Raw genomic sequence first — 14,331 nt, 5'->3', positions numbered from 1 at the left:
GTCAGGTCAGCCTCCGGGTGCCGGTGAACAGGCCGCTGTAGGCGTTCAGCGCCGGCTGGCCGCCCAGGTGCGCGTACAGGACGGTGGCGTCGCGGGGGATCTCCCCGCCGGTGACGAGGTCGATCAGACCGGCCATCGACTTGCCCTCGTAGACCGGGTCGATGATCATTCCCTCGAGCTCGCCGGTGAGCCGGATCGCGTCCAGGGTCGACCGCACCGGGATCCCGTACAGGTCGCCGGCCCACCCGTCCAGGATCGTGATCTCGTCGTCCCGCAGGGACCGGCCGACGCCGATGAGCTCGGCCGTGGCCCTCGCTATCCGGGCGACCTGCTCGCGGGTCTCCTCGAGCTTCGCGCTCGCGTCGATCCCGATCACCCGGCGCGGCCGGCCGCCGACCTCCTCGAGCGCGGCGAAGCCGGCGATCATGCCGGCCTGCGTCGAGCCGGTGACCGCGCAGACCACGACGGTGTCGAAGAAGACGCCCAGCTCGCGCTCCTGCTCCGCCACCTCGTACGCCCAGTTCGCGAACCCGAGCCCGCCGAGCCGGTGGTCGGAGGCGCCCGCCGGGATCGGGTACGGCGTGCCGCCGCGCTCCCTCACGTCCTCGATCGCCCGGTTCCACGAGTCCTTGAAGCCGATGCCGAAGCCGGCCGGGTCGAGCCTGACCTCGGCGCCCATGATCCGGCTCAGCATGATGTTGCCGACCCGGTCGTTGACGGAGTCGGGCCAGTCGACCCAGTTCTCCTGCACCAGCACCGCCTTCAGCCCCAGCGAGGCGGCGACGGCGGCGACCTGGCGGGTGTGGTTGGACTGGTACCCGCCGATCGACACCAGCGTGTCCGCGCCCTGTGTGAGCGCGTCCGGGACGATGTACTCGAGCTTGCGGGTCTTGTTCCCGCCGTACGCGAGCCCTGAGTTGCAGTCCTCGCGCTTGGCCCAGACCGACGCCCCGCCGAGGTGCCGGGTGAGTCGCGGCAGCGGGTGGACGGGGCTCGGTCCGAAGGTCAGCGGGTGGCGGGGGAAGTCGGACAGGGTCATGCTCACTCCTCGGTGGCCGGCAGGGTGCGCCAGGTGTCGAAGGCGACCGCCGCCGCCTGGTCCGCGTCTCCGGCGGCGCACAGCCGGATCAGGTTGTCGTGCCGGGCGAGGGACGCGCGCCCGCCCAGCGACGAGAAGCGCAGCCGCTCGGCGCGGCGCAGTACCGGCGTGAACTGGTCGAGGACCGAGGTGAGGGCCCGGTTGGAGGCCACTCGGACGGGGATGCCGTGCAGTTCGTCGTCGGCGCGCAGGGCCGCCTCGACGTCGCCCTGCTCGATCGCCGCGCGGAACCGGTCGTTGGCCTGGCGCATCGTGTCGAGGTCGGCCTCGGTGAGGGCGCCCACCGCTTCACGGACGGCGAGTTCGTGCATCGCCGCCACCACGTCGCGGGCCTCGCGGACGTCGCGCAGGTTCAGCGAGCTCACCGTCGTGGAGCGTCCCGGCTGGGCCACGACCAGCCCGGCCTCCGCGAGACGCAGCAGCGCCTCGCGGACCGGGGTGCGGCTGACCCCGAGCCAGGCCGCCAGCTCGACGTCGCGCAACTGCTCGCCGGGCGCGAGGCTGCCGTCGACGATGGCGTCGCGCAGGCGTTGGTAGACGTTGTCGCGCAGCAGGTGCCGGTCGATGGCGGGGGTGTTCCGCGGGATGGGCATGCAATATATTGCACACACCGAGCGGAAAACTTCAACCGAGCCGCCGCGTTGACAGTGCTAGCAATATATTGCATATTTCATTCCGGAACGGCAGCCGCCGCTCCCCGTACCGAAGGGAAACCCCGATGAGCACCACGTCCCGCGAGCCCGTCGCGGCAGGAACCCCCACCGTCGTCCTGGTCCACGGCGCCTTCGCCGAGTCCGCGAGCTGGAACGGCGTGGTGGCCGACCTCAGACGCCGCGGCTACCCGGTCATCGCCGTCGCCAACCCGCTGCGCGGGCTGCGGGAGGACGCCGGGTACCTGCGCAGCGTGCTCGACAGCCTGACCGGTCCGATCGTGATCGCCGGCCACTCGTACGGCGGATCGGTGATGAGCGAGGCCGCCGACGGTGCCGACGGCGTCGTCGCGCTCGTCTACATCGCCAGCTTCAACCTCGAGGTCGGCGAGAGCACCGGCGACCTGGCGGCCAGGTTCCCCGGCGGCGAGCTCGGCCCCGCCCTCTACCCGGTGCCGTACCCGGTGGCCGGGGGCACGGGGACCGACCTGTACATCCGGCAGGACAGCTTCCGCGCGGTGTTCGCCGCCGACGTCGCCCCGGAGACGGCCGAGCTGATGGCGGCCACGCAGCGGCCCATCGAGGCGACCGCGCTGGCGGACAAGGCGACCAGGGCGGCCTGGAAGACCATCCCGTCCTGGACCATGGTCACCACCCAGGACCTGGCCATCCCCGCCGAATCCATGCGCTTCATGGCCAAGAGGGCGGGGTCGACGACCGTCGAGATCGACGCCTCCCACGCCGTCACCGTCTCCCGCCCGGACGCCGTCGCCGAGCTCATCGACGCCGCGGCCCGCGCCACCACCCGCTGATCACACCTCCGCAGAACGGAAGGAAAGTCCCCATGAATCTCAAGACGAACCTCAAGCGCGCGGCCGCCGCCTCCGGTGTGCTCGCCGCCGCGCTCCTCTCCAGCGGTGCCGCCACCGCCGACGCGGGTTCGATCAAGCCCACGGTCGTGCTGGTCCACGGGGCCTTCGCCGACTCCTCCAGCTGGAACGGGGTGATCGCCGACCTCAGGCGCAAGGGCTACCCGGTCATCGCCCCGGCCAACCCGCTCCGCGGCCTGCACCACGACGCGCAGTACCTCCGCAGCGTCCTGGACAGCGTGAACGGCCCGATCGTCCTCGCCGGCCATTCGTACGGAGGCACCGTGCTGAGCGAGGCCGCCGACGGTGACCGCGACGTGAAGGCCCTCGTCTACATCGCCAGCTTCCAGCCCGAGGTCGGCGAGAGCACCGCGGAGCTGGCTGCCAGGTTCCCCGGCGGCGAGCTCGGCGACGCCCTCAAAACCGTCCCGTTCCCCACCGCGGGCGGTGGCACGGCGGACGACCTGTACATCCTGCAGAACAAGTTCCGCGCGGTGTTCGCCGCCGACGTGCCGCGCCGGACCACCGACCTGATGGCCGTCACCCAGCGCCCCATCGCCGCCGGGGCCCTTGAGGACAAGGCCACCAAGACCGCGTGGAAGACCATCAAATCCTGGAGCATGGTCACCAGGCAGGACCTCGCGATCCCCGCCGAATCCATGCGCTTCATGGCCAAGAGGGCGAAGTCCACGATCGTCGAGATCGACGCCTCCCACGCCGTCACCGTCTCCGAACCCGGCGCGGTGGCCGGCCTCATCCACAAGGCCGCCCGCGTCACCACCTGACGCCGCGCGGTTGTGGAGCGGTCCACGCGGGCAGAGGGTCCGTGAGATCGACATGGGCCGGGGGCCTGACGGACCCGGACGCGGGAAGCGGTCATCGATCCGCGGCGGCACCTCTCGGGGAGCCCGCGGCGGATCCGACCCTGCCCGGTTCGCCGGCAGGCCCTCCCGGCCCATGCTTTGACCGACTCCGGCCGTGCCCTACGGCTTGCGCGGCGCGTGACCTGGCAAAGTGGACCTGGTCACGGGCGGGCCCGGTTGGACGGCCTTCGCAGAGCTTCTGGAACTCAGGCACGCCATCCTCTATCCGTAAGGGACCTTCCACATGTCTGCCACCAGCCCCGCCGGCGAGCGGTTCCCCGTCCGCGTCCTCGGAGGGCCGACCGCCCTCTTCGAGTACGGCGGTCTGCGTTTCCTCGTCGACCCGACCTTCGACGCCCCCGGCGACTACCAGACGCCGGGCGGCCCGCTCCTGGTCAAGACCGCCCCCTCCGCGGCCACCCCCGCCGAGCTGGGCCGTATCGACGTGGTCCTGCTCTCCCACGACGAGCACCCCGACAACCTCGACATCTCCGGCCGGACCCTGCTCGCCGACGTCCCCCTCACCCTCACCACCCCCGCGGGCGGCCGGCGGCTGGGAAAGGGAGCCAGGGGCCTGGCCGACTGGGAGGCGGTCGAGCTGGACCGCCCGGGCGGCGGCACCGTCACCGTCACTGCCGTGCCCGCCATCCACGGCCCCGGACCGCGTGAGGAGGTCGAGGCGATCCTCGGCCAGGTCGTCGGCTTCGTCCTGACCGGCGAAGGAGTGCCCACCGTCTACGTCAGTGGCGACAACGCCTCCCTCGGCCTGGTCAAGGAGATCGCCGCACGCTTCGCCCCCGTCGACACCGCCGTCCTCTTCGCCGGAGCTCCCCGCCTCCCCGTCGTCTTCGACGGCGAACCGATCGTCCTGGACAGCGCGCAGGCCGCCGAGGCCGCCAGGATCCTCGGCGCACGCCGGGTGGTCCCCGTCCACTACGACAGCTGGGCCCACTTCACCGAGGGCCGCGACGAGCTGGTCGCCGCCTTCACCGCCGCCGGCCTGGCCGACCGGCTGGACCTCGGAGACCGGGACTGACCGGTTCCCGGCCGCGGGTCTCACCCGCGCCGGCGGGACCTCGCTCGTAGTCCTTCAGGGCGATGGCGTCCGCCGTCCGCCGGATGCTCCTGGCGATCAGTCCCTTCCACGGTACGTAGGGCAGGAGCTTGTAGTTCTGGTTGACGAACCAGGCCATGAACCGGCTCTCGGGAACCATCCACCTGCCCACCCCGTCGCCCGACTTCTGGCATCCCGCCGCGTACGCGCGCATGGCCTCCTCGTAGCCAGCGAGGCCCGCGCGGTGGTCGCCGCCCGCGGCGGCCAGCTCCCCGGCGAGGACGTAGGCGCCGACCACGGCCAGGCCGGTGCCCATGCCCGACAGCGGCGAGGCGCAGCAGGCGGCGTCCCCGAGCAGCGTGACCCGGCCGGCCGACCAGCTGTCCATGTGGACCTGGCTGATCGAGTCGAAGTAGAAGTCCTGGGCGTCCCACATCGCGTCCAGCAGCCGGGGGGCCTCCCAGCCGACGCCGGCGAACGCCTCGGCGAGGAGTTTCTTCTGCTGCCCGATGTCGCGGCGGTCGTAGCTCAGCGGCGGGGAGCCGAAGTAGAACGCCGCCTTCGCCTCGGTGTTCCCCCGGGCGCTGTACATGCCGACGAGCTTGCCGGGGGTGTTGTAGAGCTGCCCGGCGTGGTCGAGCCCGAGGTGGTTGGCGGTGGTGAAGATCGCGCAGTACAGGCCCATCTCCTTCACGAACCGCGACTCCGGCCCGAACGCGAGCGCCCGGACGTTGGAGTGCAGCCCGTCGGCCCCGACGACCAGGTCGAACCGGCGCGGCTCACCACGCTCGAAGGTGACCCGCACGCCCTCGGCGTCCTCGGTAAGGGAGGTGATGGAGTCGTCGAAGACGTACTCGACGTGGTGGCGGGTGTGCTCGTACAGGATGCGCCCCAGGTCGCCGCGCAGGATCTCCAGGTCGCCGCTGAAGACGTCGGCGGGCATGCTGGAGACCTTCTTTCCCGCGCCGTTGACGTACGCCATCGCGCCCATGTTCGTCCGCTCGCGCCGGATGTCGTCCAGGATCCCCATCCGGGCCAGCACGGTGAGGTGTGCCTCGCCGCGGAAGTCGACCGCGTAGCCGCCGTCGCGGACGCCGGGCGCCCGTTCCACGATCGTGGGGGTGAAGCCGTGGCGGTGCAGCCAGTAGGCCAGCGCCGGACCGGCGACGCCGGCCCCCGAGATCAGGATGTCCTTGTTCTTGAGCCGCGGTGTGGTGTTCATGGGGCGAGCCTGTCCGGGGGCGCTCACCGCCCGATCACCGCGAGCTCACCACTTTCACCGAAGGCTCACCGTGAGCCGTGAGCCGTGAGCCGTGAGCGGTGAGCCGCGCACCCGCGCATCGCAGGCCGGTCAGCCGGGCAGGACCGGCCCGGGGCCGGCGAGGCCGTTGACCGGTGAGTTCCGGATGGAGGTCTCGGAGACACCGGCCAGGCGCAGCGCGTCCACCCCGGACAGCCGCGCCCCCTCGCGCCGGGCGGCCTCGTACGGCGTCTCGCCCAGCGCGGCCCGCGCGGCGGCGGCCGTACGGGACACGTCGGGGTCGTCCTCGCCGGCGGCTCCCCGCAGGGCGACGGCCGCGCCGAGCAGCAGGGCGGCGCCGGGGGCGTCCCCTTCGAGCAGGGCGATTCCCGCGAGGGCCTCGATCGGGCGGGCGCCCTCGGTGATCGCCCCCGTCTCGGCCGCCACCTCGGCGGCCCGCCGGTACAGGGCGCGGGCCTCGCCGAGATCGCCGGAGGCCTCGGCGATCCTGCCGAGCCCGAAGAGCGCGCTCGTCCGGTTGCCCGCGCTCCGCACCCAGTGCGTCTCGAACCGGTCGAGCGCCTGCTCGTACAGCAGGCGGGCCCCGGCCAGGTCGCCCTCCAGCCGCGCGATGTCGCCGAGGCCGCGCAGCGCCGCGGCCAGGTAGGTGGGGCTGCCCGCGTGGCGGGCGATCTCGGCGGCCCGCTCGTAGTCGGCGCGCGCCCGCCCGAGACCGGTGCCCTCGGGGTCCTTCCCGGTCCGGGCGGCCTGGACGCGGTAGTCGCCCCGGTTGCACAGCAGGTCCGGGATGTCCTCGCGGGCGCCGAGCCGCTCGGTGAGGGCGAGGGCCTCGTCGGTCAGGACGATCGCCTTCCCGGGATCGCCGCGCAGGGCCGCGAGACCGGCCAGCGCGTCCAGGGCGAGCGAGGTCCCCCACCGGTCGCCCAGCGAGCGGAAGGCGTCGGCGGCCGAGGTGAACTCGTCCTCGGCCCGCGCCAGGTCCCCGGCCGCGAGCTGCGGGTATCCCCACAGCAGGTGGACGACGGCCCTCTCCCAGGGGTCGTCCCCCGCCCGTCCGCGGTCGATCACCGCGAGGGCCACCCGCGAATCCTCCTCGCCGGAGTTGATCATCGGCCAGAGGAAGGTGACGATCGGGTGGCGGTGCGGCCGGCCGGGGTCGACGACGACCGCCTCGGCCGTCGCCCGGTGGCGCTTCCACGCCTCCCGGCCGCTGTCACCGGCCGCCGCCGCCAGGGCGCAGAGCACGTACCCGTCCCCGAGTCCCGGGGGCGGGCTGTCACCGATCATGTCCAGGAGCGCGACCGCCGGTGCCGTCGCCAGGGTCCGCATGCCGCGCATCCAGAAATACGGTGACAAGCAGGCGAACAGCGCGAGGGCGAGCTCGATCTCCTCCGCCTCGACGGCCCAGCGCAGCGCGGCCTGGAGGTCGGCGTGCTCCGCGACGAGGATCTCCAGCCACCGGAGCTGTTCGGCACGCCGCAGGTGGGGGTCCGCCTCCCGCGCCAGCTCCAGGAAGTGGTCCGCGTGCGCGCGCCGCAGGGCCTCGGCCTCCCCGGCCGCCTCCAGTTGCTCGGCGCAGTAGGCGTGGATCGTGTCGAGCATCCGGTAGCGCCCGCCGCCCACCTCCACCAGGGACTTGTCGGCCAGGGAGTCCAGCACGTCCTCGGCGTCGGGCACCCCGCAGACCCGCGCCGCGGCCTCGGCGGTCGCGCCGCCGGAGAAGACCGTCAGGCGCCTGGCCATCACCTGCTCGGCTCCGGACAGCAGTTCCCAGCTCCACGCCACGACCGCGCGCAGCGTCCGGTGCCTGGCGTCGGCCGTGCGGCTGCCCCTCGACAGCAGGCGGAAACGGTCGTCCAGGCGGGCGGCGAGCTCGGGGAGCTCGTACGTGCGGGCCCTGGCGGCCGCGAGCTCGATGGCGAGCGGCAGGCCGTCGAGGTCGCGGCAGATCCGCCGCACGGTCTCCGCTCCTGCCTCGTCCAGCGCGAAACCGGGGCGCACGGCCGAGGCCCGGTCGGCGAAGAGCCGCGCGGCGGGGGACGGGCCGAGCGGCCGGACCGGCCACAGGTTCTCGCCGGTGATGCCGAGCGGCTCCCGGCTCGTCGCCAGGACGCGCAGCTCCGGGCATCCGGCGAGCAGCCGCGCGACCAGGTCCGAGGCCGCCTCGACGACGTGTTCGCAGTTGTCGAGGACGAGCAGCAGCGGCCGCCCGGCCAGCGCCGCGACCAGCCGGGAGACGGGCTCCGTCTCCTCGGGCACGGTGAGCAGCCCGCTCTCGCGGAGACCGAGCGCGCCGAGCAGGGTCTGCGGCAGCTGCCGCCCGTCGCGCAGCGCCGCGAGTTCGACGAAGCAGACGTCCGGCAGCCCGCTCGCGACCTCGATCGACAACCTGGTCTTGCCCGCCCCGCCGGGGCCGAGCAGGGTGACCAGGCGCGCCGTTCCGAGCAGCCGGGTGACCTCGGCCAGGTCCTCGGCGCGGCCCACGAAGCTGGTCAGCTGCGCCGGCGGCGCGGGAGGTTCGTACGGCCGCTCGCCCCTGAGCAGTTCCCGGTGGACGGCCGCCAGCTCGGCCGAGGGATCCGCGCCGAGCTCGTCGGCGAGCAGCCGCCGCGTCTCCTCGAACGCGAGCAGGGCCTCCGCCTGCCTGCCGCCCGCGTGCAGGGCGCGCATGAGCAGGCTCCTGAGCCTTTCCCGCAGCGGGTGCCCGGCGATCAGCTCCTGCAGCTCGGGCACCGCGGCCCGGTGCTCGCCCCGCCGGAGGTCGGCCTCGATCCGGTCCTCCAGGGCGCCGAGCCTGCGCTCCTCCAGCCGCAGCACCAGGGCCTGTACGGAGGGGGCGTCCGCGGCGTCGGCGAGCGCGGGCCCCCGCCACAGGCCCAGGGCCTCCCGCAGCAGCGCGGCCGCCCCCGCCGGGTCTCCGCCGAGCAGTGCCCGGCGTCCCTCGTCGGACAGCCGCTCGAAGCGGCGGGCGTCGAGGTCGGCGGGATCGATCGCGAGCCGGTAGCCCGAGGGGACGGCCTCGATCTCGGCCCCGCGCCCCAGGACCTGGCGGAGCCGGGACACCTGTGACTGCAGCGCGTGCGCCGCCCCTCCCGGCGGCCTCGAGCCGTAGAGGTCGTCGATCAGGAGGTCGGCCGTCACCACCTCGCCGGCGCGGGCGAGCAGCAGGCCCAGGAGCGCCCGCCGGGCCGGCCCGCCGACGCGTACCTCGCCGCCGGTGTCATCGCCCGCGTTGCCGGCGTCGGCGGCGCCGTCGTGCCACGCCCGCGTGGTGCCCAGGATCCCGAACCGCATGAGGGTAATTGTCTTCCCTCGGCGGTCTCACGTCTTCCGTCCCCGGCGGGCCGCTCGCCGCCGGAGGCGGGGGGTGGGCAGGCGAGCGGTCACGCCTTGGCGGGTCCCGTCCCGTGGACGCGTTCCCGCGATGGGAATCGCGCCCTGGCGGGCGTGGGGGACCCGCCAGGACGCGTTCCGCCCCGGGCGCGGCGGCGGAGGACCCCGGCGAGGGATGGGGTCCTCGGCCTGCTAGTCGCGCTCGGAGTCTGTGGTGGTGAGGACGCGGGCCGGCTGGTCCGCGTCCTCCTCGGAGAGGTCGTCGTCGGGGGCGGGCCGCCGGTAGTGCCGTGAGATGAGGCGGGCCGCTCCCACCGGGTCGTCGGCCGGGTGGGACGACTCGACGCCGTCCTCGTTCCAGACGAACAGCCCGTTCTTGCACCAGACAGTCAGCTCGGTCAGCACCGAGAGCACCGACATGCCGTTTCCGTTGCTCTGGTAGGTGTGGGTGAATCCCTGGCGGTGCAACGCGTAACGCAGTAAACGTGTTGCCTCGCGGGGATCGCGCCAGGGCAGGTACGGCGTATCCGTGCGGACCGACAGCACCGGTCTCCACCCCCTCGCTGACCTTTCGATGGATTTGTACCAACGATTGGATGATGCGGGTCTTGGGAGGTTGGGTCAAGGGGCTGTTCCCCGCTAGAACCAGATCGTCTAGTTTTGTTGGCACAAAGGGGACTTAATGGCACGGTCAACGCTGTATCAACAGGTGGCCTCCGACCTACGGAGGATCATCTACTCCGGTGCGCTCGGACCGGGGGATCAGCTGCCGACCGAGGCGGAACTCATGCTCTCCCACCAGGTCAGTCGCAACACCGTGCGACTGGCCCTCGGCGAGCTCGTGAACGAGGGCCTGGTCACCCGCACCCCTCGCAGGGGCACCGTCGTCAGGGAACGCCGCCCGCTGCTCATGCACCCCCAGCGCGAGCTCCAGCCGCGGCGCGAGGAGACCCTGGAGGCCTTCGCCTGGGCCGTCTCCCGCGAGGGACGCGCGCCGAGCCAGGAGATCGAGGTCTCGATCGTGCAACCGGCCGAGGAGATCGCCAGCAGGCTGGAGCTGTCCGACGACGAGCTCGCCGTGGTCCGCCGCCGGCTGCGCTTCGTGGACGGCCAGCCGTACAACACCAACGACTCCTACTTCCCCCTGGCCCTGGTCGCCGACTCCGAGATCACCCGGCCCGGCGACATCGTGCGCGGGGCCAACAAGGTCCTGGAGGAACTCGGCCACCGGCAGGTGCGGGTGGTCGACGACATCTGGGCGCGGATGCCCAACAGCGCGGAGACCGAGCGGCTCCAGCTCCAGCTCGGCACCCCGGTCGTCGTCTACATCCGGGTCGGCTACGACGAGGACGACACCCCCGTACGCGTGGCGGTGTCGGTCCTGCCCGCCGACAAGCACCTGATCCGGTACGAGCTGGAAAGCCGTTGACGTCTCCGTGACCGCCCTGACGGGCCGGCCCCCGTTCCGCCCGCGCCGCGGGCGAGCACCGGGCCGCGTCCGCCGGGTGGCTAGACGCCGCTCTTCCCGCTTCTCCGTGCCTTTCGCCCCGGCGGGCCGCTCTTCCCGCTTCCTCGCGCCGTTCGCCCCGGCGGGCCGCTGTCCGCGTCTCCCGCCGGCGCCTTTCGCCCCGGCGCGCCCCGCCCTGCTGCCCCTCCCGATCGCGGTCTCACCGCTCGCCTCAGGCCCCTAGGCATCCGCCTAGCCCGGCATGGACGCCGTGCGCCATCACATGGACACGCTCCGTGCCAACTCGTGTACCGAAAGCAACGAAGGGATGAACCATGCACTCGAACACCGCCAGTCCCACCGCCACGCGCCCGTTCACGCTGCGCAGGGCCACCGAAGGTGACCTCGACGGGGTGCTCGCGCTCCTCGCCGAGACCGCCGGGTGGCTGAACCGCCGCGGCGTGCGGCAGTGGCCCGCCGACGGGTTCCCCGCCGGGCGCATCACCCCGCTGATCGGCGAGGGCGTCCTGTACCTGCTGGACAGGGAGGACGGGCCGGGCCGGACGGCCGGGCCGGACGGGCCCGTCGCCACCGTCGCCCTGGACGGCCACGCCGACCCCGAGTTCTGGACCCGGGGGGACGACCCCGGCTCGGCGCTCTACGTCCACAAGCTGGCCGTGGCGCGCGACCACGCGGGCACGGGGCTGGGGGAGGCGCTCCTGGACTGGGCGGGCCTGCGGGTCCTCGCCCTGGGAAAAAGATGGCTCCGGCTTGACTGCTCCAAGGACAACCCGGGGTTGCAGGGCTACTATCGGGGACAGCGTTTCACGCATCTCCGCACGGTCGACCTGCCGCATCGTGCCTCCGGTGCTCTGTTCCAGCGACCGGGAGGTCTGCGCGCTCGCGCGTCCGGCCTCGCGCTGCCCATCTCGGACCGGCGCGGGTCGTCCGTCCCCGAGCATGTCTGAACCACGGCGATCCCAGGACAAAGCCATCCGATAGCCTCCATTCATGACCGGATCCTTGCTTGAGGTGATCACGCTCGACGTGCGCGACGCCGTCGCCGCGGAGGCGGGCGGCGCCGATCGCCTGGAGGTCGTCGCCGACATGGCCTCCGACGGGCTCACCCCGGCGCCGGAAACGGTCGCGGCGATCTCCAAGGAGTGCGCGCTGCCGCAGATGGTGATGTTGCGCGGCGAGGCCTCGTTCCTGGCCACGCCCGAGTCGCTGAAGGCCCTGAGCCGCGATGCCAGGGCCCTCGCCGACGCGGGCGCGGCCGGGTTCGTGTTCGGTTTCCTCGACGAGGCGGGGGCGGTCGACCTGGCCGCCACCGAGGCGCTCATCCACGCGGTCGCGCCGCTGCCCTGGACCTTCCACCGGGCGGTGGACCACGCGGCCGACACCCAGGCGAGCTGGCGCGCCGTCCGCCTCCTGCCCAACCTCGCCACCGTGCTCACCTCGGGTGCGCCCGGTGGCGTGGCGGACGGGCTGCCGCTGCTCAAGACCCGGTGCGAGGCCGGGGACGGCCCGCTGATCATGGCCGGCGGCGGGCTCCGGCCCGGCCACGTCGGGGTGCTGATGGAGTACGGCGTGCGGGCCTTCCACGTCGGCAGCGCCGTGCGGGCGTCCTGGTCGGACCCGGTCGACGCCCGCCGGGTCCGCGAGTGGCGTGCCCTGATCGACTGAGGCCCGCCGAGGTCGACTGAGGCCCGCCGAGGCTCACCGAGGTCTTCCCGGCACCGAGGTCTTCCCGGCAACGTGACGGCTGCGGTGTGTGACGGGGTGCGGGTGCCCGCGCGTGGCCTGGTCCTACGGTGCCAGGGTGCGCAGGACGCAGAACTCGTTGCCCTCGGGGTCCGCCATGACCACCCAGTTCCGGTCCGAGCCCTGGCCCACATCCGTCCTGGTGGCGCCGAGGCCGAGCAATCTGGTCACCTCGTCCTCGGTGCTGCCGTCGATCGGGCTCACGTCGAGGTGGAGCCGGTTCTTCACGGTCCTGTCCTCGGGCACCCGGATGAACTGCAGGGTGGGCGGCATCTGGCGGGCCCGGACATCCTCGACGGTCGGCACCCAGGAGCCGATCTCGACCTTGCCCTCGCTCCTGTCGATCACCTTGAAGTCCAGGACCTCGCACCAGAAAACCGCGAGCCTCTCCGGATCGTGGCAGTCAACGGTCAACTCGGTGAACCTACTCGTCATGACTCTCCCGGATAGTGCGGACTGGGCTCAGATTATGCCGCCCGTCCGGCGGCTCCGAGATCGCCCTGACCGGGGACATCAGGCGGGCTCGACCCGGCACCGGACGCCACCCGGTCCACAACCCGAGGGCGGCGGACCCACCGGCGACGCCAGGGCGTTCGGCTCCGCCATCCGAGGCGTCCACGGCGGGGCCGAACGCGCCGGCGCCCTGCTCAAGAGACCGGCCGTTCCACGTGGTCGGTGTGGTCGGTGTGGTCGGTGCCCAGCGCCAGGTCGGCGCGGCGGAGGGCGGCGGCCATGGTCTTGACCGTGGCGGGCTCGTCCATCACGCCCTCCCCGGCGTCGCGCCGCTCCTCCCAGGCGCGCACCCGGCGGGCGTACTCCCCGTACCGGGACAGGTGGAAGGCGTACACCGCCGCGTACCGGCTGACCAGGTGGGAGGGGTGCATGTCCCAGCCCTGGTAGAAGCCGTGGTTCATGGAACGCCCGACCAGCTCCGCGTGGCGCCGCCACAGGGCACGCACGTCACGCCCGTCGTCCGAGGCGGGGGAGGCGGCCAGCGAGCCGTCCGACAGCTCGACCCCGGTCCCGGCGAAGACCGTCTGCATGACGTGCCTGGCGTAGTCGCAGACGGGATGGTCCAGCCGCTGCTCGTGCGGGGGAAGGCCACAGCTCGCCGTGTAGTCGAAGACGCCGAAGTGCGCCGCCGCGAGCCTCCCCCACAGGGAGGTCGTCAGGCCCGCGTGGAGCATCATCAGGGTCTGCGGCGCCTCCACCTGGAGCTCGAATCTCAGCGCGTTCGGGCCGAGGCCCAGCCCGTCCTCCAGCGCGTCGAGGAAGTCGACGAACTGGTGCATGTATCCCCTCATCAGCACCTTCGGGAAGGTGACGACGAACCCGTCGGGAAGGTTTCCGGCCCGATCGATCACGCCGGTGAGGAAACCGTCCAGGGTCCGCAGGGCGCGGACCGGGTCGCCGTCGGAGAACGACTTCACCCGCAGCCCCCAGCGCCGGGGGAGCGTCCCGGCCGCGTGCATGGCCGCGATCGCCTCGGCGGCGGCGGAGACGTGGCCGTCCTCCTCCTCGGGCCGCGTCCCGTAGCCGTCCTCGAAGTCGACCCGGAGGTCCTCGACGGGCTCCCGGGCGAGCTTGGCGGCCACCCTCCCGTGCACGGCCCCGGCGAGGTCCTCGCCCGCGGCGGGGGACACGCCGGGAGTGGTGCCGAGGATCGCGGCCAGGTCGCCTTCGGACAGGTGCCGCCGGAACAGCCCCAGCGCGGCGTCACCCCACTCCCGCGTCGTCCCGGCGTCGAACCGGTCGGCCGGGACGTAGACCGTGTGCACGGGCTGCCACTCGACCGGCCAGTACGGGTACAGCAGGATCTGATCGTCATGGGCCTCCTCGAAACCCGGGATCAGGGCGGACGGGTCGGCGAGCGTGACGCGCATGCTGGTGCTCCTCCTGGACGAGCTGGTTCGAACGGGGGCCGGTTCGGTCCGAACGGGGGCCGGTCCGGGCCGGGCGCGCGGGTCCGGACGGGCACGCCGGTGTGGACG

13 protein-coding genes are annotated in these 14,331 nt (G+C 73.0%); 6 read left to right on the top strand and 7 right to left on the bottom strand.

All coding sequences use genetic code 11. From position 1 onward, the window contains the following. Nucleotide 1 precedes the first annotated feature (1 nt). Together AB0F88_RS05610 and AB0F88_RS05605 are read right to left on the bottom strand one after the other, a co-directional pair. A complete protein-coding gene (locus tag AB0F88_RS05610) occupies nucleotides 2-1,039 on the bottom strand; it encodes a 1-aminocyclopropane-1-carboxylate deaminase (RefSeq protein ID WP_362677686.1) in 1,038 nt (345 codons plus the stop codon). A 2-nt stretch (nucleotides 1,040-1,041) separates the two neighbouring features. Beyond that, nucleotides 1,042-1,692, bottom strand: a complete 651-nt coding sequence (locus tag AB0F88_RS05605; protein ID WP_362677684.1) for a GntR family transcriptional regulator — start codon at nucleotides 1,690-1,692, stop codon at nucleotides 1,042-1,044. Nucleotides 1,693-1,817: 125 nt separating this feature from the next. On the opposite strand from AB0F88_RS05605, the gene AB0F88_RS05600 reads away from it, so the two are divergent. The 3 genes from AB0F88_RS05600 to AB0F88_RS05590 all read left to right on the top strand — a co-directional run bounded on the left by AB0F88_RS05600 (nucleotide 1,818) and on the right by AB0F88_RS05590 (nucleotide 4,517). After that, entirely contained in the window at nucleotides 1,818-2,561 is a 744-nt protein-coding gene (locus tag AB0F88_RS05600; RefSeq protein WP_362677682.1) for an alpha/beta hydrolase, read from the top strand. A 32-nt stretch (nucleotides 2,562-2,593) separates the two neighbouring features. Next, nucleotides 2,594-3,403: an alpha/beta hydrolase gene (locus AB0F88_RS05595; RefSeq protein WP_362677680.1), complete on the top strand. Its 810-nt coding sequence runs from the start codon at nucleotides 2,594-2,596 to the stop codon at nucleotides 3,401-3,403. Between the two features lie 322 nt (nucleotides 3,404-3,725). Beyond that, complete coding sequence (locus AB0F88_RS05590) at nucleotides 3,726-4,517, top strand: MBL fold metallo-hydrolase (protein WP_362677678.1); 792 nt, start codon at nucleotides 3,726-3,728, stop codon at nucleotides 4,515-4,517. Here the strand turns inward: AB0F88_RS05590 and AB0F88_RS05585 are convergent. The 3 genes from AB0F88_RS05585 to AB0F88_RS05575 form a co-directional block, all read right to left on the bottom strand. Beyond that, nucleotides 4,468-5,757, bottom strand: a complete 1,290-nt coding sequence (locus tag AB0F88_RS05585; RefSeq protein ID WP_362677675.1) for an FAD-dependent monooxygenase — start codon at nucleotides 5,755-5,757, stop codon at nucleotides 4,468-4,470. The two genes, AB0F88_RS05590 and AB0F88_RS05585, sit on opposite strands and share 50 nt — an antisense overlap. 129 nt (nucleotides 5,758-5,886) lie before the next feature. Next, nucleotides 5,887-9,090, bottom strand: coding sequence for a BTAD domain-containing putative transcriptional regulator (locus tag AB0F88_RS05580; protein WP_362677673.1), 3,204 nt, complete (start codon nucleotides 9,088-9,090; stop codon nucleotides 5,887-5,889). A gap of 231 nt (nucleotides 9,091-9,321) precedes the next feature. After that, nucleotides 9,322-9,675 carry a hypothetical protein gene (locus AB0F88_RS05575; protein ID WP_362677671.1) on the bottom strand — a complete coding sequence of 118 codons (354 nt, stop codon included), beginning with the start codon at nucleotides 9,673-9,675 and terminating at the stop codon, nucleotides 9,322-9,324. 136 nt (nucleotides 9,676-9,811) lie between these two features. On the opposite strand from AB0F88_RS05575, the gene AB0F88_RS05570 reads away from it, so the two are divergent. From AB0F88_RS05570 to AB0F88_RS05560, 3 genes are all read left to right on the top strand, one after another. Further along, entirely contained in the window at nucleotides 9,812-10,558 is a 747-nt protein-coding gene (locus tag AB0F88_RS05570; protein ID WP_362677669.1) for a GntR family transcriptional regulator, read from the top strand. Between the two features lie 353 nt (nucleotides 10,559-10,911). After that, complete coding sequence (locus AB0F88_RS05565; protein WP_362677667.1) at nucleotides 10,912-11,544, top strand: GNAT family N-acetyltransferase; 633 nt, start codon at nucleotides 10,912-10,914, stop codon at nucleotides 11,542-11,544. 43 nt (nucleotides 11,545-11,587) lie between these two features. Then, nucleotides 11,588-12,262, top strand: coding sequence for a copper homeostasis protein CutC (locus tag AB0F88_RS05560; RefSeq protein WP_362677665.1), 675 nt, complete (start codon nucleotides 11,588-11,590; stop codon nucleotides 12,260-12,262). Between the two features lie 123 nt (nucleotides 12,263-12,385). On the opposite strand, the gene AB0F88_RS05555 is transcribed toward AB0F88_RS05560, so the two are convergent. Continuing rightward, a complete protein-coding gene (locus tag AB0F88_RS05555) occupies nucleotides 12,386-12,775 on the bottom strand; it encodes a VOC family protein (protein ID WP_362677663.1) in 390 nt (129 codons plus the stop codon). A 212-nt stretch (nucleotides 12,776-12,987) separates the two neighbouring features. Beyond that, complete coding sequence (locus tag AB0F88_RS05550) at nucleotides 12,988-14,223, bottom strand: aldolase (RefSeq protein ID WP_362677661.1); 1,236 nt, start codon at nucleotides 14,221-14,223, stop codon at nucleotides 12,988-12,990. Nucleotides 14,224-14,331 lie beyond the last annotated feature (108 nt).

It is taken from the genome of Streptosporangium sp. NPDC023963, from assembly GCF_040639135.1.
GTDB lineage: Bacteria > Actinomycetota > Actinomycetes > Streptosporangiales > Streptosporangiaceae > Streptosporangium.
Note: the sequence above shows the minus strand (reverse complement) of the source record. Positions and strands in the feature narration are given on the sequence as shown.